Origin of the sequence: Nocardia cyriacigeorgica, assembly GCF_029868385.1 — a bacterium.
GTDB lineage: Bacteria > Actinomycetota > Actinomycetes > Mycobacteriales > Mycobacteriaceae > Nocardia > Nocardia cyriacigeorgica_F.
The window spans coordinates 211,468-231,009 of the sequence record NZ_JARWNX010000051.1 but is presented as its reverse complement, the minus strand read 5'-3'; the positions used below and the strand labels follow the sequence as shown (position 1 = coordinate 231,009).

17 protein-coding genes are annotated in these 19,542 nt (G+C 68.7%); 12 read left to right on the top strand and 5 right to left on the bottom strand.

The window, feature by feature from the left end; translation table 11 throughout:
• Positions 1-209: 209 nt before the first annotated feature.
• Positions 210-746 (bottom strand): hypothetical protein, encoded by a 537-nt coding sequence (locus QH168_RS16400; protein WP_280235507.1) that lies wholly within the window; start codon positions 744-746, stop codon positions 210-212.
• Positions 747-1,009: 263 nt separating this feature from the next.
• On the opposite strand from QH168_RS16400, the gene QH168_RS16395 reads away from it, so the two are divergent.
• The 8 genes from QH168_RS16395 to QH168_RS16360 all read left to right on the top strand — a co-directional run bounded on the left by QH168_RS16395 (position 1,010) and on the right by QH168_RS16360 (position 11,234).
• Positions 1,010-2,239 (top strand): cysteine desulfurase family protein, encoded by a 1,230-nt coding sequence (locus QH168_RS16395; protein WP_280235506.1) that lies wholly within the window; start codon positions 1,010-1,012, stop codon positions 2,237-2,239.
• The gene (gene mnmA, locus QH168_RS16390; RefSeq protein ID WP_280235505.1) at positions 2,239-3,339 is read left to right on the top strand and encodes a tRNA 2-thiouridine(34) synthase MnmA; all 1,101 of its coding nucleotides are present in this window, start codon (positions 2,239-2,241) and stop codon (positions 3,337-3,339) included. Before QH168_RS16395 ends, mnmA begins: the two co-directional genes overlap by 1 nt.
• An 82-nt stretch (positions 3,340-3,421) precedes the next feature.
• Complete coding sequence (locus QH168_RS16385; protein ID WP_280235504.1) at positions 3,422-4,465, top strand: methionine synthase; 1,044 nt, start codon at positions 3,422-3,424, stop codon at positions 4,463-4,465.
• A 209-nt stretch (positions 4,466-4,674) separates the two neighbouring features.
• Complete coding sequence (gene ligA / locus QH168_RS16380) at positions 4,675-6,786, top strand: NAD-dependent DNA ligase LigA (protein WP_280235523.1); 2,112 nt, start codon at positions 4,675-4,677, stop codon at positions 6,784-6,786.
• Between the two features lie 587 nt (positions 6,787-7,373).
• The gene (locus QH168_RS16375) at positions 7,374-8,852 is read left to right on the top strand and encodes an FAD-dependent oxidoreductase (protein WP_280235503.1); all 1,479 of its coding nucleotides are present in this window, start codon (positions 7,374-7,376) and stop codon (positions 8,850-8,852) included.
• 225 nt (positions 8,853-9,077) lie between these two features.
• Positions 9,078-10,322: an AAA family ATPase gene (locus QH168_RS16370; RefSeq protein ID WP_280235502.1), complete on the top strand. Its 1,245-nt coding sequence runs from the start codon at positions 9,078-9,080 to the stop codon at positions 10,320-10,322.
• A 37-nt stretch (positions 10,323-10,359) separates the two neighbouring features.
• Positions 10,360-10,689 carry a hypothetical protein gene (locus QH168_RS16365; protein WP_280235501.1) on the top strand — a complete coding sequence of 110 codons (330 nt, stop codon included), beginning with the start codon at positions 10,360-10,362 and terminating at the stop codon, positions 10,687-10,689.
• 38 nt (positions 10,690-10,727) lie between these two features.
• Complete coding sequence (locus QH168_RS16360; RefSeq protein ID WP_280235500.1) at positions 10,728-11,234, top strand: GNAT family N-acetyltransferase; 507 nt, start codon at positions 10,728-10,730, stop codon at positions 11,232-11,234.
• 3 nt (positions 11,235-11,237) lie between these two features.
• Here the strand turns inward: QH168_RS16360 and QH168_RS16355 are convergent, their stop codons facing one another.
• Positions 11,238-11,888, bottom strand: a complete 651-nt coding sequence (locus QH168_RS16355; protein ID WP_280235499.1) for an amino acid-binding protein — start codon at positions 11,886-11,888, stop codon at positions 11,238-11,240.
• Between the two features lie 272 nt (positions 11,889-12,160).
• On the opposite strand from QH168_RS16355, the gene gatC reads away from it, so the two are divergent.
• Positions 12,161-12,460 (top strand): Asp-tRNA(Asn)/Glu-tRNA(Gln) amidotransferase subunit GatC, encoded by a 300-nt coding sequence (gene gatC / locus QH168_RS16350; protein ID WP_280235498.1) that lies wholly within the window; start codon positions 12,161-12,163, stop codon positions 12,458-12,460.
• The gene (gene gatA / locus QH168_RS16345) at positions 12,457-13,935 is read left to right on the top strand and encodes an Asp-tRNA(Asn)/Glu-tRNA(Gln) amidotransferase subunit GatA (protein ID WP_280235497.1); all 1,479 of its coding nucleotides are present in this window, start codon (positions 12,457-12,459) and stop codon (positions 13,933-13,935) included. The genes gatC and gatA overlap by 4 nt, the downstream gene beginning before the upstream one ends.
• A 123-nt stretch (positions 13,936-14,058) precedes the next feature.
• Here gatA and QH168_RS16340 read toward each other — a convergent pair whose 3' ends face one another.
• The 3 genes from QH168_RS16340 to QH168_RS16330 form a co-directional block, all read right to left on the bottom strand.
• Entirely contained in the window at positions 14,059-14,493 is a 435-nt protein-coding gene (locus QH168_RS16340; RefSeq protein WP_280235496.1) for an SRPBCC domain-containing protein, read from the bottom strand.
• Between the two features lie 54 nt (positions 14,494-14,547).
• Positions 14,548-16,242 carry an alpha/beta-hydrolase family protein gene (locus QH168_RS16335; RefSeq protein ID WP_348537590.1) on the bottom strand — a complete coding sequence of 565 codons (1,695 nt, stop codon included), beginning with the start codon at positions 16,240-16,242 and terminating at the stop codon, positions 14,548-14,550.
• An 81-nt stretch (positions 16,243-16,323) separates the two neighbouring features.
• On the bottom strand, positions 16,324-17,136 hold the full coding sequence (locus QH168_RS16330; RefSeq protein ID WP_280235495.1) for a hypothetical protein: 813 nt from the start codon (positions 17,134-17,136) through the stop codon (positions 16,324-16,326).
• Between the two features lie 168 nt (positions 17,137-17,304).
• Here QH168_RS16330 and QH168_RS16325 point away from each other — a divergent pair, with 168 nt between their 5' ends.
• Complete coding sequence (locus tag QH168_RS16325; RefSeq protein ID WP_280235494.1) at positions 17,305-18,558, top strand: sensor histidine kinase; 1,254 nt, start codon at positions 17,305-17,307, stop codon at positions 18,556-18,558.
• A 71-nt stretch (positions 18,559-18,629) separates the two neighbouring features.
• A complete protein-coding gene (locus QH168_RS16320) occupies positions 18,630-19,295 on the top strand; it encodes a response regulator transcription factor (protein WP_280235493.1) in 666 nt (221 codons plus the stop codon).
• Positions 19,296-19,542 lie beyond the last annotated feature (247 nt).

The following is a 19,542-nucleotide window of genomic DNA, read 5'->3' as shown; positions in this document are numbered from 1 at the left end:
TGGCTTGCTGGCTTGCTGGCTTGCTGGCTTGCTGGCTTGCTGGCTTGCTGGCTTGCTGGCTTGCTGGCTTGCTGGCTTGCTGGCTTGCTGGCTTGCTGGCTTGCTGGCTTGCTGGCTTGCTGGCTTGCTGGCTTGCGAGGCTCGGGATCCTACCATGAGCCCTGGTGGGCGGCGGTGGCTCGGACTGTTCGGAACCGAATGGTCGGCGGTCATGGTGTGTTGTCGTCGGTGTGGTCTGTGGCACCTTCGATGGGGCGGTAGGTGCCGCGGATTTCGAGTTCCTTCCTGCCTGCTCGCACGAAATCATCGATCGCGTCGCGCAGGCCGGTGACCGATGTCACGTAGTTCGACTGAAAGCGTCGATCGATGCTGTCGCGATGCCCCGGTGCGCTGTCGCGTCGAATGTCGGCGATGACGCTGCGATGGTTCTTCGCCGCCGCCAAGAGGGTTTCGACGGCGGCGTTGACGCGCGCCGAACCGAGGAACGCGACCTGCTCGGCGAGCTCGAGCACGCTGTTCCATTCTCGATTCAGAGTCTCCGGCTCGCTCGGCCAGACCGGGATATTCGCCAATGCGCGACCCGCACCGGCCAAACGGGGATAGACATCGAGCTTGTCGTCCCTGGACAGCCGCAGCCGCTGGGTGCGATTGCTCAGCAGCGTCAGCAGGCTCGCGACGACAACGCCGAAGGCGGAACCGCCGAGCGCGATAATGCTTGTCCCCCACCAGGGCGCTGTGGATCCCACGGAGCTGGAATCTATCAAACCGCGGCGTGCCCACCGCCGTGGCAATCCGCCGGAAGTCCGCTCCGCCGTCGCCCGCATCGAACGCGCCGGAGGCCGATCCCGTGGAGGGCGTGCCCGCCGCTGAGACGCTGGATCGGGGCTCGCGGGAATATCGGCGGGCCCATAGCGGCTTGCACGTCCTGGGCCACTCGGAGAGAAATCGCGAAAACGGAGGTCATACCCCAAAGATGTGCAGGTCAGCGGTGGGATAGGCTGGTTCGGTCATGAAGTCGGGTTTCCCGGGTCCGGTCTACGGTGCTGCGCCCAAGACGGTCTACCTCGATCACGCGGCCACCACTCCGATGGTGCCTGCCGCCATCGAGGCGATGACGGCTGCGTTGGGGCTGGTCGGTAATGCGTCGTCGCTGCACGGTTCGGGACGGGCGGCGCGGCGGCGGGTCGAGGAGGCGCGCGAATCGATCGCCGCCGATCTGGGGGCGCGCCCGTCGGAGGTGATCTTCACCGGCGGCGGTACCGAAAGCGACAATCTCGCCGTCAAGGGCATCTACTGGGCGCGCCGCGATGCCGATCCGCGGTGTAACCGCATCATCGCGAGCGCGGTGGAGCATCATGCCGTGGTCGACGCCGTGGAATGGCTGGAACAGCACGAGGGCGCCCGGGTGACGTGGCTGCCCGTCGACGCCGACGGTGTGGTGTCGGTGACCGCGCTGCGGGCGGAGTTGGCCGCGCATCCGGGCGAGGTCGCGCTGGTGAGCGTCATGTGGGCCAACAACGAGGTCGGCACCATCGAGCCGATCGCCGAACTGTCCGCGGTGGCACAGGAATTCGGTGTGCCGATGCACAGCGATGCGGTGCAGGCCGTCGGGCAGGTGCCGATCGACTTCGGTGCCAGCGGACTCTCGGCGGCGAGTTTCGCCGGGCACAAGGTCGGCGGCCCGCACGGGATCGGCGTACTGCTGCTCGGCAGGCAGGTCCCGTGTGTGCCGCTGCTGCATGGCGGCGGGCACGAACGCGATCTGCGCTCGGGCACCGTCGATGTGGCGGGCGCGGTCGGCCTGGCCGCCGCGATGCACGAGGCCGTCGCCGAACTGCCCACGCGCACAATGGAACTGACCCGGCTGCGGGACGAACTGATATCCGGCGTCCGGGACCTGATACCCGACGTCGTGCTGAACGGTCCGCACGACGAGCGCAGACTGTCGGGCAACGCGCATTTCACCTTCTCCGGCTGCGAGGGTGATTCGCTGCTGATGCTGCTGGACGCCGCGGGCATCGAATGCTCGACCGGCTCGGCATGCAACGCGGGTGTCGCCTCACCGAGCCATGTCTTGATCGCGATGGGTGTCGAGCCGTGGCAGGCGCGGGGCTCATTGCGTTTTTCTTTGGGGCACACCACCACCGGCGCCGATATCGGCGCGCTGCTGGAAGTGTTGCCACAGGTGGTCGAACGAGCCAGGGCCGCTGGTCTGGCCGGTGCGAAGGGAGGTGTCTGATGCGGGTACTCGCCGCGATGAGCGGTGGTGTGGATTCGGCGGTGGCCGCGGCGCGCGCTGTCGAAGCCGGACACGATGTGGTCGGAGTCCATCTCGCCCTGTCGGCGACACCGGGCACGTTGCGCACCGGATCGCGCGGATGCTGCTCGAAGGAGGACGCCGGTGATGCCCGGCGGGCCGCCGATGTGCTCGGTATCCCGTTCTACGTCTGGGATTTCGCCGACCGTTTCAAAGAGGACGTCATCGACGATTTCGTCGCGGCCTATGCGGCGGGCGAGACCCCCAACCCGTGTCTGCGCTGCAACGAGAAGATCAAGTTCTCCGCGTTGGCCGACCGCGCGGTCGCGCTCGGTTTCGACGCCGTGGTCACCGGTCATTACGCCCGGCTGTCCGACGGCGTCCTGCGCCGTGCCGTCGACGCGGACAAGGATCAGTCCTATGTGCTTGCCGTGCTGACCGCCCAACAGCTCTCGCGCGCCATGTTCCCGGTCGGGGACACACCGAAGCCGCAGATCCGTGAGGAAGCCGCCGAACGCGGGCTCGCCGTGGCGAACAAGCCCGACAGCCACGACATCTGCTTCATTCCCTCCGGTGACACGCGTGCGTTCCTCGGCGCCAAGATCGGTATCCGGCCCGGTGCGGTCGTCGACGCCGACGGCACCGAGCTGGCGACACATGACGGTGTGCACGGGTTCACCATCGGCCAGCGCAAGGGCCTGGGCCTGCCCGGCCCCGCCGCCGACGGCAAGCCGCGCTACGTCACCGATATCGACCCCGACTCCGGCACCGTCCGGGTGGGGTCGGCCGATGAGTTGCAGGTGTGGACGATCGAGGCCGAACGCGCGATCTGGACCTCCGGTGCGGCGCCCGACGGCCCGATCGACTGCGTGGTGCAGGTGCGTGCGCACGGCGGCACCGCCCCGGCGGTCGCCGAGGCGGCGGGTTCGGGGCTGACGGTGCGGCTGCGCGAACCGCTGACCGGTGTGGCACGTGGCCAGGCGGTGGTGCTGTATCTGCCGGACGCGGCCGGTGATCAGGTGATCGGCAGCGGCACGATCTCGGCGACCGCGCGTACCGCGCCCTCCGGCGTGCACCGGTGACCGGAGCCGTTTCCCACCCGGTCGACTCCGTGTCGGGCGAGTTCGCGCAGTTCGGTGGCGCGGACAACGTGAGAGGGACGGCGTGAGCGCCGCGGCGGAGGATCGGCGGCTGCCGCAGGGTGTGGCGACCGCGATCGGATCCTGGCCCGGTACCGACGCGCGCGAGGCCGCCGCGATCGCCGTGGGGGAACTGCCGGGTCTGGCGCATCTGGTCGAGCTGCCCGCACGCGGTGTCGGCGCCGATACGATCGGCCGCGCCTCGGCGCTGCTGATCGATCTGCGCTTCGACACCACGCCGCGTGGCTACCGACTGGCGGATCGGCCGGGTGGCGTCTCACGGCGCGCCTGCGACCTGTTGCGCACCGATATCGACGCGCTCGACGAGGCATGGGAGACCGCTGGCCTGCGCGGATCGGGACGGGTGGTGAAAGTGCAGGCCGTCGGCCCGCTGACACTGGCGGCCGAGGTCGAACTGCGCGCCGGGCACCGCGCGCTCACCGATCGCGGCGCCGTGCGCGACCTGTCCGAATCGCTGGCCGAAGGTCTGTCCCGGCATGTGGCCGAGGTGGGTAAACGCCTCGATGCCCCGGTGGTGTTGCAGTTGGACGAACCCGATCTGACCGCGGTGCTCGACGGATCGCTACGCGGCGCCAGCGTCCTGAACACCGTCCGCGCGCTGCCCGAGCCCGAAGCCTTGGCACTGGTCGACGCCGTCATCGCCGCGCAGGACGTCCCGGTCCTGATCCACACCTGCGCCGCGCCGCCCGCGCTCGACTTCCTCCGCCGATCCACCGCATCGGCCGTGGGGTTCGATATGTCAACCATCGGTACCGCCGAGCTCGACGGCATCGGCGAAATCCTGGACGGCGGTAAGGATCTGGTGCTCGGTCTGGTGCCGACCACAGCTCCGGCCACTCCCGTCACCTGGCGCGATATCGCAGAACCCGGCGTCCGCCTCATCGACCGCCTCGGCTTCCCCCGACGCAGTCTCGGCACCCGGATCGCGGTGTCACCGGCCTGCGGTCTGGCCGGTGCGTCGACGGAATGGGCGCGGCGGGCGCTGCGGCTGGCCGTGGACGTGGCCGATGCGTACTCCGACGATCCGGACTCGTTGTCGTTCACCTGATTCGAAGGCCACCGGGCGATCCTTCCGTGATTCGTCACGGCCGGTGCCCTCGTCGGTGCCGCACCGCGCGAATGGGCCGGGCGATGGTGCCGACAGTGCGTGGACGTGCGGGAACGTCGCGAAGATTGTCGGTGGGCTCCGCTAATGTTCGAGTCGTGAGTGACACCGGAAGCCCCGCCACGTCAGCGCCCGAGGAGACCGTATCGGCGATGGATGCCGCCGCCACGGCCGCGGAGTCCGCTAGCTCGCATCAGCGGCTGGAATGGCAGCAGCTGGCCGACGAAGTACGCGAACACCAGTTCCGGTACTACGTGCGGGACGCGCCGATCATCTCCGACGGTGAGTTCGACGCGCTGTTCCAACGGTTGCTGGCCATGGAGGAGCAACACCCCGACCTGCGCACACCGGATTCGCCCACCCAGCTGGTCGGCGGTGGTTTCGCCACCGATTTCACCGCGGTCGACCATCTCGAGCGCATGCTGTCGCTGGACAATGTCTTCGACTTCGACGAGATGCGCGCCTGGGCCGCGCGCGTGGAGGCCGAAACCGGGTCCGGCCTGCACTATCTGTGCGAGGTGAAGATCGACGGTGTCGCGCTGAACCTGGTCTACGAGAAGGGCAGGCTGGTGCGCGGCGCCACCCGCGGCGACGGCCGCACCGGTGAGGACGTCACCCTCAACGCGCGCACCATCGACGACATCCCCGGTGAACTCACCGCACACCCCGATCACCCGATACCGGATCTGCTCGAGGTGCGCGGCGAAGTGTATTTCCGGCTGGAGGACTTCGAAACCCTGAACGCCGCGATCGTCGCCGAAGGTAAACCGCCGTACGCGAATCCGCGCAACACCGCCGCCGGTTCGCTGCGCCAGAAGGATCCGGCGGTCACCTCGCGTCGCCGGTTGCGGATGATCTGCCACGGCTTCGGCCGCATCGAGGGCTATACCCCCGCCTCGCAGCACGAGGCCTACCTGGCCCTGGACGCCTGGGGGCTTCCGGTGTCCTCGCACACCGCGTTGGTGCAGGGCGTCGACGCGGTCCTGGAACGGGTGGCCTACTGGGGCGAACATCGCCACGATATCGAGCATGAGATCGACGGCCTGGTGGTCAAGGTGGACGAGCGGTCGCTCCAACGCCGCCTCGGGTCCACCTCACGCGCCCCGCGCTGGGCGATCGCCTACAAGTACCCGCCCGAAGAAGCGACGACGAAGCTGCTCAATATCGAGGTGAACGTGGGGCGCACCGGCCGCGTCACCCCGTTCGCGGTGATGGAGCCCATCTCCATCGCCGGTTCCACCGTCGCCATGGCCACCCTGCACAATGCCTCGGAAGTGCAGCGTAAGGGTGTGCTGATCGGTGACACGGTCACCATCCGCAAGGCGGGCGATGTGATCCCCGAGGTCCTCGGCCCGGTCGTCGACGCCCGCACCGGCGACGAACGCGAGTTCGTGATGCCGACGCACTGTCCCGAATGCGGCACCGAACTCGCGCCCGAGAAGGAGGGCGACGCCGATATCCGCTGCCCGAACCAGCAGTTCTGCCCCGCGCAGCTGCGGGAGCGGGTGTTCCATACGGCCGGGCGCGGTGCCTTCGATATCGAGGCGCTCGGCTACGAGGCCGCCGTGGACCTGCTCAAATCCGGTGCCATCACCGATGAGGGCGATCTGTTCGATCTCACCGAGGAACGTCTGCTCACCACCTCGCTGTTCGTCAACAAGAACGGCACCCTGTCCACCAACGGGCGCAGGCTGCTCGACAATCTCGCCGCCGCGAAGGACCGCCCGCTGTGGCGGGTGCTCGTCGCACTGTCGATCCGCCACGTCGGGCCCACCGCCGCCCGTGCGCTGGCCGCCGAGTTCGGCAGTCTGGAGCGGATCAGCGAGGCCTCGCAGGAGGAGCTGTCGGCCACCGACGGTGTCGGCCCCACCATCGCGGTCGCTGTCACACAGTGGTTCACCGTCGACTGGCACCGCACCATCGTCGACAAATGGCGGGCCGCCGGTGTGCGGATGGAGGACGAACGCGACGAGTCCATCGAACGCAACCTCGAAGGGCTGTCCATCGTGGTCACCGGCTCGCTCGAAAGCTTCTCCCGCGACGGCGCCAAGGAAGCGATCCTCGTACGCGGCGGTAAGGCCGCGGGCTCGGTCTCGAAGAAGACGGCCTTCGTGGTGATCGGCGATTCACCGGGATCCAAAGCCGCCAAGGCCGAGGAACTCGGCGTCCCCATCCTCGACGAAGACGGTTTCCGCACCCTACTCGAACAGGGCCCCGACGCCGTCCGCCCCGAACCCGCCGAACCAGAGACACCCGCCGAATAACGCACGGTGGGGAAACGACCCGATGACCGAATCCGGCTGATCAGCCCGGTACCCGCACGCGCCGAACAGTTCTCGCCGGATTTCACCCGGTTGTGGGCCGCGTTCACCATCAGCCAGATCGGTAGCGCGCTGGCTGTTCTGGAACGCCATGGTTTTCGGCGGCTCCATCATGCTCGTCACACCACTGCTCACACTTCTCATGCTGCGTGAACTCGGTCTCGCGCCTCGGCGATACCGCCTCTCGCTCGGGCTGCCGTGCCTGGGTGGGCTGATCGGTTCACTATGCGCACCCAGGCGCGCTGCCGCTGTCGTCGTCGCGAGTTCGGTCCTGCTGCCGTGGAGGCACATCGAGCGCTCCGGGGTCGGCTGCTGATGTACGGCCGGTCGGTATCCGTTGTACGAGTGGTACTTCAGTGAGAGGGCTACTCGGTCGATGCGGCAGGCAGGTGCCGCTCGGCGTGGGGGTGGTGTTTGGGGGTGTTCGATCGGGCTCCCGCTGAACGGGCGGGTATCTGCTCGGGTCGATGTGCCGTATCTAGGGTGACCGGCACCATGCTGATGTTCAGTGTCGAGCACAGGAGGACCGGATGAGTGCACGTGTGCCTGTCACACCGATCGACGCAGCCGAAATCGAGGGCTATGACCATGACACCGATGTCCTGATCGTCGGTTACGGCTGTGCGGGCGCCTCCGCGGCGCTCGAGGCGGAGGCCGCGGGGGCTCGGGTGATTCTGCTCGAACGGCAGAGTGGTGGCGGGGGGTCGTCGGCGCTGTCGGGTGGGGAGATGTATCTCGGTGGCGGCACACCCATTCAGCAGGCCTGCGGGTTCGACGACGACGCCGAGGAGATGGAGAAGTTCCTGCTCGCCGCGCTCGGGCCCGACGCCGACCGGGAGAAGGTGGGGCTCTACAGCCGGGACAGCGTCGCGCACTATCAGTGGCTCGTCGGCCATGGTGTGCCCTTCAAACCGTCGCTGTGGGACTCGCCGACCTGGGTGCCGCCCACCGATGACGGGCTGATGTGGATGGGTGAGAACGCCTATCCGTTCCATGAGATCGCCACACCGGCTCCGCGCGGCCACCGCGTCACCTCCGACGGTTTCGGCGGCAAAGTCCTCATGGCGGTGCTGAGCGAAGCCGTCGCGAAGACGGGTATCGCGGTGCACACCGATACCGCTGCGCTGCGCCTGATCGTCGACGGCAACCGGGTGGTCGGCGTCGTGGCCAGACATTTCCAGCAGACCGTGACCTACCGCGCGCGCCGCGGCGTCGTCCTTACCACCGGCGGCTTCGCCGACAACGCCGAGATGCTGGCCCAGCATGCGCCGCAGCTGGTGGGGCTCGGCGTCAACAGCGACGGCGGCGACGACGGGCGCGGCATCGTCATCGCGCAGGCGGTCGGGGCCGCCGTCAAACACATGTCCGCTGGTCAGGTGGGTATCTCGCTGGTGCCGGGAATGATGGTGCGCGGCATGATCGTCAACGATGTGGGGCAGCGGTTCATCAACGAGGACGTCTACCCGGGTCTGGTCGGGCAGGCCGCCCTGTTCGAACACAATCTGCGGGTGTGGGTGATCCTCGATGAGCAGGCCTACGAGGAGGTGCCGGTCGAGGAACGCTGGGGCGTACAACCGCATGTCGTGGCCGAGACGCTTCAGGAACTCGAACACGAGATCGGTATGCCCGACGGCGCATTGCAGACCACCGTCGGCGAGTACAACCGCTTCGCCGCGCAGGGCATCGACCCGTACTTCCACAAGTCGGCCCGCTGGCTGCGGCCGCTGCGCCCGCCGTTCGCCGCGATCGATGTCCGCCGCGGTATGGCGCCACCCGAATACGGTGACGGCGGCACCGCTGGCGGTGGCGCGGAGGTATTCACCCTCGGTGGGCTGCGGACCGGCGTCGACGGCCACGTCCTCGACCTCGACGGCAACCCGATCCCCGGCCTCTTCGCCGCCGGGCGCGCGACGTCGGGGCTGCATTCATGGGGCTACATCAGTGGCACGTCCCTCGGTGACGGCACCTTCTTCGGCCGCCGCGCGGGTGTCGCTGCCGCGGGTGAATAGCGCGAACTGAACCCGCGCCGCCCTGGCGAGGCCGCCGACGGCTGGCCCATAGCGCCCCGGGCCAATCTGAACGCGCTTCACCCCGCAAGCCGCGGCGAACGCCTGGATGCGACCGGTCGGTGGAACCAGCAGCGCTGGTGTTCGCGGAATGTTAGGCGCCACCGCCGCCGGACCAGGTGGGAGGCGGTGTCGCGAGAACGGAGCGCAGCGGGAAGGATTACTTCCATGCTGCGGAGTTTTCAGGTCACCAATCATCGATCGCTGGCCGAACGGCAGGAGTTGCGGTTGAGCCGTGGCGCCGGGCCGGTCGCGGTGCCGGTGACAGCGGTGCACGGGGCCGCGGCGGCGGGGAAGACCAGTCTGATCGACGCGCTCGGCCGGATGCGTGAGGCCGTATTGCATTCGGTGACGGGCTGGGATCCGTATGCGGGCCCGGTGCGTTCACCGCATCTGGGGTTCGTGGAGCAGCCGACGGAGTTCGTCGCGTCCTTCGTCGCCGAGGGCTGCCCGTACACCTACGGATTCCAGCTCGACAATGCCGACGTCGTCGCGGAATGGCTGTACGCGCACCCCCGTTCCCGTAAACGGATCGTCTTCGAGCGGGCCGGTGAGCAGATCAAGATCGGGCCGATGTTCGAGGCCGCCCGCTACGGGATCGCGGCGCTGGCGCCGCTGGTGCGCCCGAATTCGCTGCTGCTGAGCCTGGCCGGGCAGATGTACGCCGAGGCGTTGGTGCCCGCGTATCGCTGGTTCGAGTCGATGCTCGAGGTGCAGCGTGGTCCGGTCGAGGCCGAGCGGGTCGAGCATCTGGTGGGCGGGCACATCTCCCGTTCGGCCGAGAACGCCGCCCGTCTGCTGATGCTGCTGCGCACCGCCGAACTGGGCATCACCGATCTGCTGATCGCCGAGAACGACCCGCTCTACGCCGACTACCTGCGCGAACTCGACGCCGATATCGCCGGTCTCACCGAACAGTCCGAACGCGCGGTGTCCTCGCCCGCCTATGCCGAGGCACTGCTCAGCGATAACGGCGTCACACCGGTGCTGCTCGAACGCGAGCTGACCAATCTGAAGAACGCCCGCGACGCCCTCTACCAGCGGATGGTGGCCCGGCGCGGGGTCGGGCTGCGGCTGGTGCACGAGGGCATCGGCAATCCGTTCCACATCGGCGACGAATCCACCGCGACCCTCACCCTGCTGCGCCTGCTGCCGACCATGCTCGACGCGCTCGACGCGGGCAAGGTACTTGCGGTGGACGATATCGGTGCGCAGCTGCCCGTCGAGGAAACCGATCGGCTCATCCAGCTGTTCCAGAACCCGGAAACCAATGCCCGTGGCGCCCAACTGATCTTCACCACCGGCAACCGCACCCTGATCGATCGCGGTAACGGCCGATCACACCGGACCCGCAGCTCGGTCTGGCAGTTGCGGCGCACCGAGCACGGCACCAGCGAACTCACCCCGCGCTGAACGCCGCCGCGGGTGCCGACCCGATTAGCATGGGGTAATGCTGGAATTCGCGATGCTGGTGATCATGATCGGCGCCCTGGCCGGGATGATCGCGCTGTACCTGCGCGGCCGCCGCGGAGTCCGGTTGTCCGAACCCGAGGTCGGCACGCTGTATGTCACCGGGGTGAGCCCGCGGCCGGATGATCTGACCGGCGAGCAGTACGTCACCATCACCGGCAATCTGACCGGGCCGATGGTGGAGGGCGCCGTGGTCTACGGCCGCTTCGCCTGGGACGTGCACAACTGGCCCGCGATCGGCGACACCTTCACCGTCGCGTACCCGCCGGGTAAACCCGACAAATGGCAGCTCTACAGCCCCGGCGCCTGACCCGGCACCGGCCGGTCCGGCGATGGCAGGATGCGGATATGGGTGTGAACGCCGAGCTGATCGTCCGGGACGCGCGGGCGACGGAGTACGAGACGGTGACGGAGCTGACGCTCGAGGTGTACGTCGGTGAGGGTTATGTCCCGCCGGACAACCCGTACGTCGATGAACTCGCCGATACGGCACGGCGCGCGGCCTCCGCGCAGGTATTGGTCGCGGTGCACGAGGACCTGGTGGTCGGCTCGTCGACGGTAGCCCGCGCCGGTACGCCGTACGCGGAGATCGCGCGGCCCGGCGAGTTGGAGTTCAGGATGCTCGCGGTCGCCAAGCGGGCCCGGGGCCTCGGCGTCGGCAGCACACTGGTGCGAACGGTGATCGATACGGCCGCGGCCGAAGGGCTCGACGCGGTGGTGCTGACCACCATGGCACCGATGGTCGACGCGCGCCGCATCTACGACCGGTTCGGTTTCGTCGCGGTGCCCGAACGGGATTGGCGCACCGACGACGGACAACCGCTCACCGTGCTGCGCTTACCGCTCGATTCCTGAACCTCAGCCGAGGACGGTGGCGACGATCCCTGCCAGATAGCCGAGGCGGGCGACCTCGGAGGGGCGGAAATCGGGTCCGCCGGGGCGGCCGAGCAGCAGCACCTTGCTGGAATCGCCCAACGGCGCCGCCGCGAGTTTGGTGTCCATATCGCGCCAGATCTCGGGCACCCAGTCGGCCTCCGGATCGAGCACGACCGGTTTGTTCAGCGGCATCCACGGCACCGAGGACGCCTGCGTCTCCGGCGCGCTCTGACTGCCGACCACCCGGTAGGCGCCCTGCGGACCCAGATCGAGGACGGTGCTCCAGCCCACGCGCAGCACCCGGGGCGCGCCGTCGACCAGCACCTGTAATCGATCGTCGCGCGCACCGGCGACCTGGTCGATCAGCTCCAGCTCACGATGGGTGTCGAGCACACCGGAGTACGGCCGGATCGAATCGACGACCACGTCACCGATCGATTCGGCGGCGGTGATCAGGGTGTCGGGCAATGCCCCTGGCGACACCTCGACAACGAGATCGTCGACCGCGAAGCCTGCCCCGCGTTCCACGACATCCAACGAGAGGATGTCGGCGCCCACGGAGCCGAGTGCGAGTGCGAGTGCACCGAGGCTTCCCGGACGATCCGGAAGTTGCACGCGGAGCAGGTAAGACACGTGCTGTCCTTTCCTTGGCGGCCGAGCCTGGCGAACGTATACCCGGTCTGGCAATCCTTACACCCTCGAGCGCCGGTTATCGAGTCGAAAGTCGGCGGGAACGGTGACATCGGCCGCCTGATCCCGTTCCCGGACGGTTATGCCGTGGGCCCGGTCAGCCGTGTCCGGGCTGATCGCTAGGCTGGGTGCGCTACTTGCGTATACGGGAGTCGTCTCCACTACACGCAACGCAAGTCATGTCGTCCACGCGCAACTTTCGAAAGGGGTCCGCGGTGCCCGCCATCTCCCGCGACGAGGTCGCACACCTCGCCCGGCTGTCCAGGCTCGCCCTGACCGAGGGCGAACTGGATCAGTTCGCCGGTCAGCTGGATTCGATCCTCAGCCATGTGCGGACCATCTCCGAGGTCGCCGCCGCGGACGTCCCCGCCACCGCCTCGCCGAATCCGGCGATCAATGTCACCCGCCCGGACGTGGTGGTTCCCGGCCTGACTCCCCACGAGGCGCTGTCGGGCGCTCCGGCGGAGGAAGAGCAGCGGTTCATGGTTCCGCAGATTCTGGGAGAAGCGGAATGACCGACCTGACGGCGCTGTCGGCGGCGGAACTGGCAGACAAGATCCACACCCGCGAGGTCACCTCCACCCGGGTCACCCAGGCGCATCTGGACCGCATCGCCGAGGTCGACGGCGAATACAACGCCTTCCTGCACGTGGCCGGTGAGCAGGCGCTCGCCGCCGCCGCGGCCGTGGACACCGCGCTGGATGCGGGCCAGGCGCCCGCCTCGCCGCTGGCGGGAGTTCCGTTGGCGCTCAAGGACGTGTTCACCACGACCGATATGCCGACCACCTGCGCATCGAAGATCCTCGAGGGCTGGGTCTCGCCCTATGACGCGACGCTGACCACGCGGCTGCGTGCGGCGGGTATCCCGATCCTCGGCAAGACCAATATGGACGAGTTCGCGATGGGGTCGTCCACCGAGAACTCCGCCTACGGCCCGACCAAGAACCCGTGGGACACCAGCCGTATCCCCGGCGGCTCCGGTGGTGGTTCGGCGGCAGCCCTCGCATCCAATCAGGCGCCGCTGGCGATCGGCACCGACACCGGTGGTTCGATCCGCCAGCCCGCCGCGGTGACGGCGACCGTCGGCACCAAACCGACCTACGGCACGGTATCTCGTTTCGGGCTAGTGGCCTGTGCGTCCTCGCTGGATCAGGGCGGGCCGTGTGGGCGCACGGTGCTCGATACCGCGCTGCTGCACGAGGTGATCGCGGGACACGATCCCCGCGACTCCACCTCCCGCGATGTCCCCGTGCCGCCGGTGGTGGCAGCGGCGCGTGCCGGTGCGGGCGGTGACCTGCGCGGGGTGAAGGTCGGCGTGGTCAAGGAACTGCATTCCGACAGCTACCAGCCCGGTGTGCTGGAGTCGTTCGACGCCGCCGTCGCGGTGCTGAAGGAACTGGGCGCCGAGGTGGTCGAGGTGTCCTGCCCGCACTTCGAATACGCGCTGGCCTCGTACTACCTGGTCATGCCGAGTGAGGTGTCGTCGAACCTGGCGCGTTTCGATGCCATGCGCTACGGCCTGCGCGTCGACGACGACGGTGCGCACAGCGCCGAGCAGGTGATGGCCGCGACGCGCGCCGCCGGGTTCGGCCCCGAGGTCAAGCGCCGCATCATGATCGGCACCTACGCGCTGTCGGCCGGGTACTACGACGAGTACTACGGGCAGGCGCTCAAGGTCCGCACGCTCATCGCTCGCGATTTCGACGCCGCCTACGAGCAGGTCGACGTGCTGGTCTCGCCGACGAGCCCGTTCACCCCGTGGAAGCTGGGTGAGAAGGTCGACGATCCGCTGGCCATGTACCTGTCGGACCTGTGCACCCTGCCCACCAACCTGGCCGGGCATCCGGCCATGTCGGTGCCGTCGGGGCTGAGCAAGGACGACGGGATGCCGGTCGGATTGCAGATCATGGCGCCCGCACTGGCCGACGATCGGCTGTACCGGGTCGGCGCGGCCTACGAGGCGGCGCGGGGACCGATCGCCTGGGGGTGAGGCCGGTCGCCTGAGTGGGGGCCGATCGTCGGAGGTCGTATCTCGCACCGGCTGGTTCTCCGGCCGGTGCGAGATCATCCGTCTTATCCATCGATACCGATGACGGCTCGGTTCACACCGTCCTCAGGAGGCGTGCAGGCTCTCCGACTGCCGCACGACACCATCGGTCATCCCGGTGAATCCGCGACGCAGCGCTGTGCCGAGCGCGAGTTCGACCGCGGGCTTCAGCCAGCCGCCGAGTTCGAAATGGGATTCGTAGCGGGTGCGGTCCGGGCCGAGGGCGGTGACGGTATGGGTGCGCCTGCTGTGCAGTGCGCCCAACGGCACCGGCTTCATCGAATAGCTGAACTCCCGGCCGGGGGTGTGGCTGCGAATGAATTCGCGCTGGCGTCGTGGTTTCGACCCCGTGAGATGCACGAGCATATCGATCGGTGCGCCGACCTCCAGGGTGGAGCGGCATTCGCTGACGAACGGATTCCACTGCCCGTACCGCTCGAATCCGGTGATCACACCCCACACGACATCGGCGGGTGCGGCTATCTCGACTGTTGCGTCCACGACAAACACACCCAAAACTAGAACCTGTTTCACAGTGGGGTCAACCCCTGCGGCTCAGCAGTCGGGCAGGGCGGTGCCCTGGTCCGCGCCGTACCGGTGTCCGTGCCCCGGCGGGGCGTCGAGAGCGGCGAGCAGATCGGCGGTGGCCTGCACGAACCCGACCACCGGCAGCCAGCGCGGTACCGGCGCGTCCACCCGTGCCCCGCGCAGATCCGGGGCACGCCACAGCAGCGACGGCGACCAATGCACCACCGGATCGGAGGTATTGGCCAGTACGGTCGCACCGGAGCGATGGACGGCGCCCGCCGGCGGACCTGCCCACAGCACCGAGCAGGTGCGACGGTCCTGATCGGCGGCGTCGGTGAAGATGGCGCTGCCGCCGAACGCGCCGAGACTCTGACCGTAGACATGCAGACGCGGCTTCACCTCGAGGGTGGCGATGCGCTGTTCGACGGCGGTGAACAGCGCGCGTGCGGAGCTGACGGCGGCTTCACGGCCGAAGACGAAGGTCGCCCAGCTCGGCGCGTAGGAATATTGCAGACCGACCAGCGCGACGTCACCGTGGAAACGTTGGTCGAGGCCCTCGATCGCGTTGGCGTCGATCCAGCCCGAACCGGTGGGCACCGCGATCACCAGATGAGAACGGCTCAACCCACCGGCCCGCTCCAGCTCCCGAACGGCAAGCGCGACTCGGGATTCCAGATCGGGCGCCGAGGCCAGCCCGACATACACCCGGACGGGCCCCTGTGGCGCGCCGGAGACGAAACGTCGGCCCTGCGCGCCGAGCGAGGGCCAGCTGACCGCCGACTCCGCGCTACCCGATCGCGTCGCCGATACCGGCCGCAGCACAGCGGGATCGATGGCGGCGTTGGCGGTGGCGTAGGTGTGGCGTCGCCAGTCCACGGCCGACGGCATACCGACCAGCCCAAGCACCGCGGCCGCCACGACACCGGCCGCAAGGGCGCGCGTGCGTCCGAGAGTGCGCAACACCCAGCCGATCCCACGGGCGAGGCCGTAGAGCACACCCGCGATCGCCGCCGCCCCGAGGGCGCACCACAGCCAGTAGTCCGGCCCGATGGCCGAGGTCCCCATCGCCGCCCGCAACTTGTTCTGCCAGTGACCGGCATGAGTGGCAGCGCCCACGATCAGCAGTGCTGCCGCGGCGAGTATCGGCGTTCGCCACGTGGGTCGAGTCGCTGTGACGCCGCATCGGCGCACGACGAACCGCACCATCCCGGCGAGGGCGAGCATCACTGCCACCAACAGTCCCGTCAGCACCGCCTGCGCCATCGGCGTGCGTGGCAGCAGACCGGGGGCGAGTGAGATCGCCACACCGAGGGTGATGGCGATCGTCGTGCCGACGCGTGGTGCGCGCGCCGACGCGCGATCCAACAGATCTCGCACTGTGCGACGTCGATGCTGGCCGCCCGCGTGCTCGATGGATCGAGTGGGGTGGGGCGCTGGGCGGTCCGGCCGGTGGAAGTCACGGTGGTCTTCCCGTTCGGCGACGGCGTGTTTCGTGTGGGAGTTCTTCTCGCGCCCACGCCACTCGGTGGATGCGCGCTTGCGGCGCCCGACCGCGGTCGCTTCGGTGCGCGTCCGCGATTGCCCCTCGCCCGGGTCGGGGCCATCTGCTTCGGCATTCGGTTGTTCCGAGACCCATGCCGTCGCGGGCTCCCGGTGGTCCGGCGCCTCCGGAACCGGGCAGCTGCCATTGCCAGGGTGGTCGAGTGTCGCGGAATCGCTCATCGTGAAACCTCTGCTGTGTCGATCGGTATTCGGCGGGCTATGCGCTGCCGCCGGGTGATTCGCGGTGTCGTGCGCCGGTCATCACGTCGCCGGGATGGTCGTGGCGACCCATGACCTGTGTTCGCCCGAGCCCCCCGACCTGCGTTCGCTCGACCGGCCGCGCGCCGCACGACGTCCACGGGTGAGCACGACCGCACCGGCGACGGCGGTGGCGGTCGCGGCGGCACCGCCGATCAACCAGGGGCGGGCATCGGAATCCACGGCCCCCGCACCGAGGAACGATTCGGTGACCGGCACGCCGTAGCCCTGGCGACGGGAGTTGAGGTCGACGACGGTGTCGGCGACGCCCGCCATCACGTGGCATCGGCCGCGGGCGAACGGGTCGGTGCGGGTATCGCAGGCCCGGCCCATGCGGTCGCCGAGTCTCCGGTCGATGGCCTGCCTGGCCCATGGGCCCAGCGATGCGCCCTGCCGATCCGCGTAGCGCAGCAGGTCGTAGCCGAGATCGTGTGCCTTGCAGGCGGTATCGAACTCGGCGGGCAGCGGCACCGGCGAGGAGCAGTCGCCGTGCGGGGCGACCAGCAGTCCGTCCACGACCGCGGGGCGATAGCCCATCACGCGGGCGAAATCATCCGGGATGGCCGCGGCGGATCCGGCGCCGGAGGACAGATCGGCGACGGCATCGGCGGCCGAGGTGTTGTCGGGAACCGGTGCGATATCGGCGGCGTGCGACGCGGGCGCCAGCATGACCGTCGCCGCCATGGTGGTCAACGCGGCGGCGGTCAGGGCGGCGACGCGGCCCATGCGTGGCCGGGTGGTCACAGCGGTCGGATCGGCGTGTTCGGCCGGACTCGACGGGCGGAAACCGCGACGGGTGCTGGTCGGTGTGCTCATGATCATCGACGCTAGGAACGGGCGATCCACCCGGGCGTCCCGCCGCGGAGCGGTTCGGCTCCCGTGCCTTCGGGGGAGCGGTGCGCTGCCCTACCACCGGGGTAGGGGGTCGGAATTCACCCGCGGGTATGAGGCCGCGGCGGGGCCATGGTTTCTAGTGTCGTAGCCATGACGGACCAGACTGTCGCGACGACCGACCTCACCCCCGCCGCCCGGCGCCGCGCCCGGCTGCGGCAGTTGAACGGCCGGATGTGGTTCGACCTGTTCACCGTGTTCACGGCGGTCGTACTGTTCACCGTGGCCTGGCCGACGCTGCACCTCACCCATGACGTGCCAGCGGCGGTACAACCGTTCCTCGCCGCGCTGGCGGCCTTCCCGGTGCTGCTGGTCCGGATCAACCCGTCCCTCGGCTGGGCGATCTCGGCCGGTTCGGCGCTGGTGATCGCGCTGGCCATTCCGCATCAGCCGGGCAATGAGATTCCCTTCCAGGTCGTGCACATCCTCACCCTGCACGTGCTGCTGTTCGCGGTGGCGTTGCGCGCATCGGTGCCGATGATCGCGGTGGTGTGGGGTGCGACCTCGCTGCTGCTCGGCACCACCATGTCCGACGACGGTGGTTTCCGCGAGTCGGTGTGGGCGTGGCCGCTGTCCTTCGGTGCGATCGTGCTGTTCGCCCTGCTGATCCGGTGGCTGATGCAATCGCGCAAACTGCTCACCCAGCAGGAGGAGGCCAACGAACTGGAGCGGGCGCGGCGCGCCATCCTGGAAGAGAAGGCCCGTATCGCGCGTGATCTGCACGATGTGGTGGCCCATCACATGTCGCTGGTGGTGGTCCAGGCCCAGACCGCACCGTATCGGGTGCAGGACGTGACGCCCGCCGCGCGCGAGGAATTCGAATCCATCGGTGCCACCGCCCGCGAAGCCCTCAACGAGATCCGGGGCATGCTCGGGGTGTTGCGCAGTGACGGGCAGCTGCCCGAACACGCGCCGCAGCCGACCGCCGCGGATGTGGAGGCGCTGTTCATCGGTGCCAGCCGCGCCGGAGTGCCGATCGAATGGCAGATCGACGGAGTGCTGTCGGCAGTGTCGGACAGCACCGGGCTCGCGCTGTATCGGATCGTGCAGGAATCGCTGTCCAACGCCTCACGGCACGCGCCCGGCGCCTCCGTCCGGGTACGGATCACCGTAGCGGCCGAGGTGGAGATCGTGGCGACCAATGATCCCGGCGCCACCCCAGCGCGTCCGGTCGGCAACGGCGGACACGGTGTCGCCGGTATGCGGGCACGGGCGCTGGCCGCCGGTGGGGAGCTGAGCGCCGGTCCGCGAGCCGACGGCGGTTTCGAGGTGCGTGCCCGCCTGCCGCTCGTCCCCGGTGGGGCGCTCGGAGCGGTGGACCCGAGCGGTATCCCCTCGGCCGGTTGATCCCGACGTCGGACGGGAGCGGTGGTCCCCGCTGGTGACAGCGGCTCGCCGAGGGGAATTAGGGTGGGCGCGTGGCTATAACGGTTCTGATCGCCGACGACCAGGCGATGGTGCGCCAGGGGTTCGGCGCCCTGCTCGCCGCGCAATCCGATATCAGCGTGATCGGTGACGCGCCCGACGGGAAGGTCGCGGTGGCGGAAGCGAAACGGCTGCGTCCGGATGTGGTGCTGATGGATGTGCGCATGCCCGAGATGAACGGCCTCGACGCGGCCCGCGCCATCCTCGCCGCCGGATTCGATCCACCGGTGCGGGTGCTGATGCTCACCACCTTCGATATCGACGATTACGTCTACGAGGCGCTGAGCATCGGCGCCAGCGGATTCCTGCTCAAGGACGCCCCCGCCGAAGAACTGGTCCGTGCGGTGCGGGTGGTGGCCGATGGTCAGGCCCTGCTCGCGCCGACCGTCACCCGCAGACTCATCGCCGATGTGACCAGCAGACGCGCCGCCACCCGCACCAAACCCACTCCCGCGCTGGCCGGGCTGACCCCGCGCGAACGGGAAGTGCTGGAACTGATTGCCAAGGGCATGTCGAATACCGAGATCGCCGAGGCGCTCTTCGTCGCCGAACAGACCGTGAAGACGCACGTATCGAAGGTGTTCGCCAAACTGGACCTGCGCGATCGGGCACAGGCGGTGGTGCTCGCGTATGAATCGGGGTTGGTCACCCCTGGCTGATCCGGTCGGGCCCGGTGGCGGAAGCGGTGCGTCCTCGGGTCGGTCGCGCGGGGACACTGCTGATCCGATCGAGCCGGAAGCGGTGGTGATGCGTCACCGTACGGGCCTCGGAGCAACGGCGAGCGGACACCGTGGATCCATGGGAACGCATCCGTCCCGATGCCCGGTAGGCTCACGGGGCCGTCTGTCACCGGAAGGGGGTCGCGTTGCTCAACAGCGGTGACGTATTCGCCGGATTCACCATTGA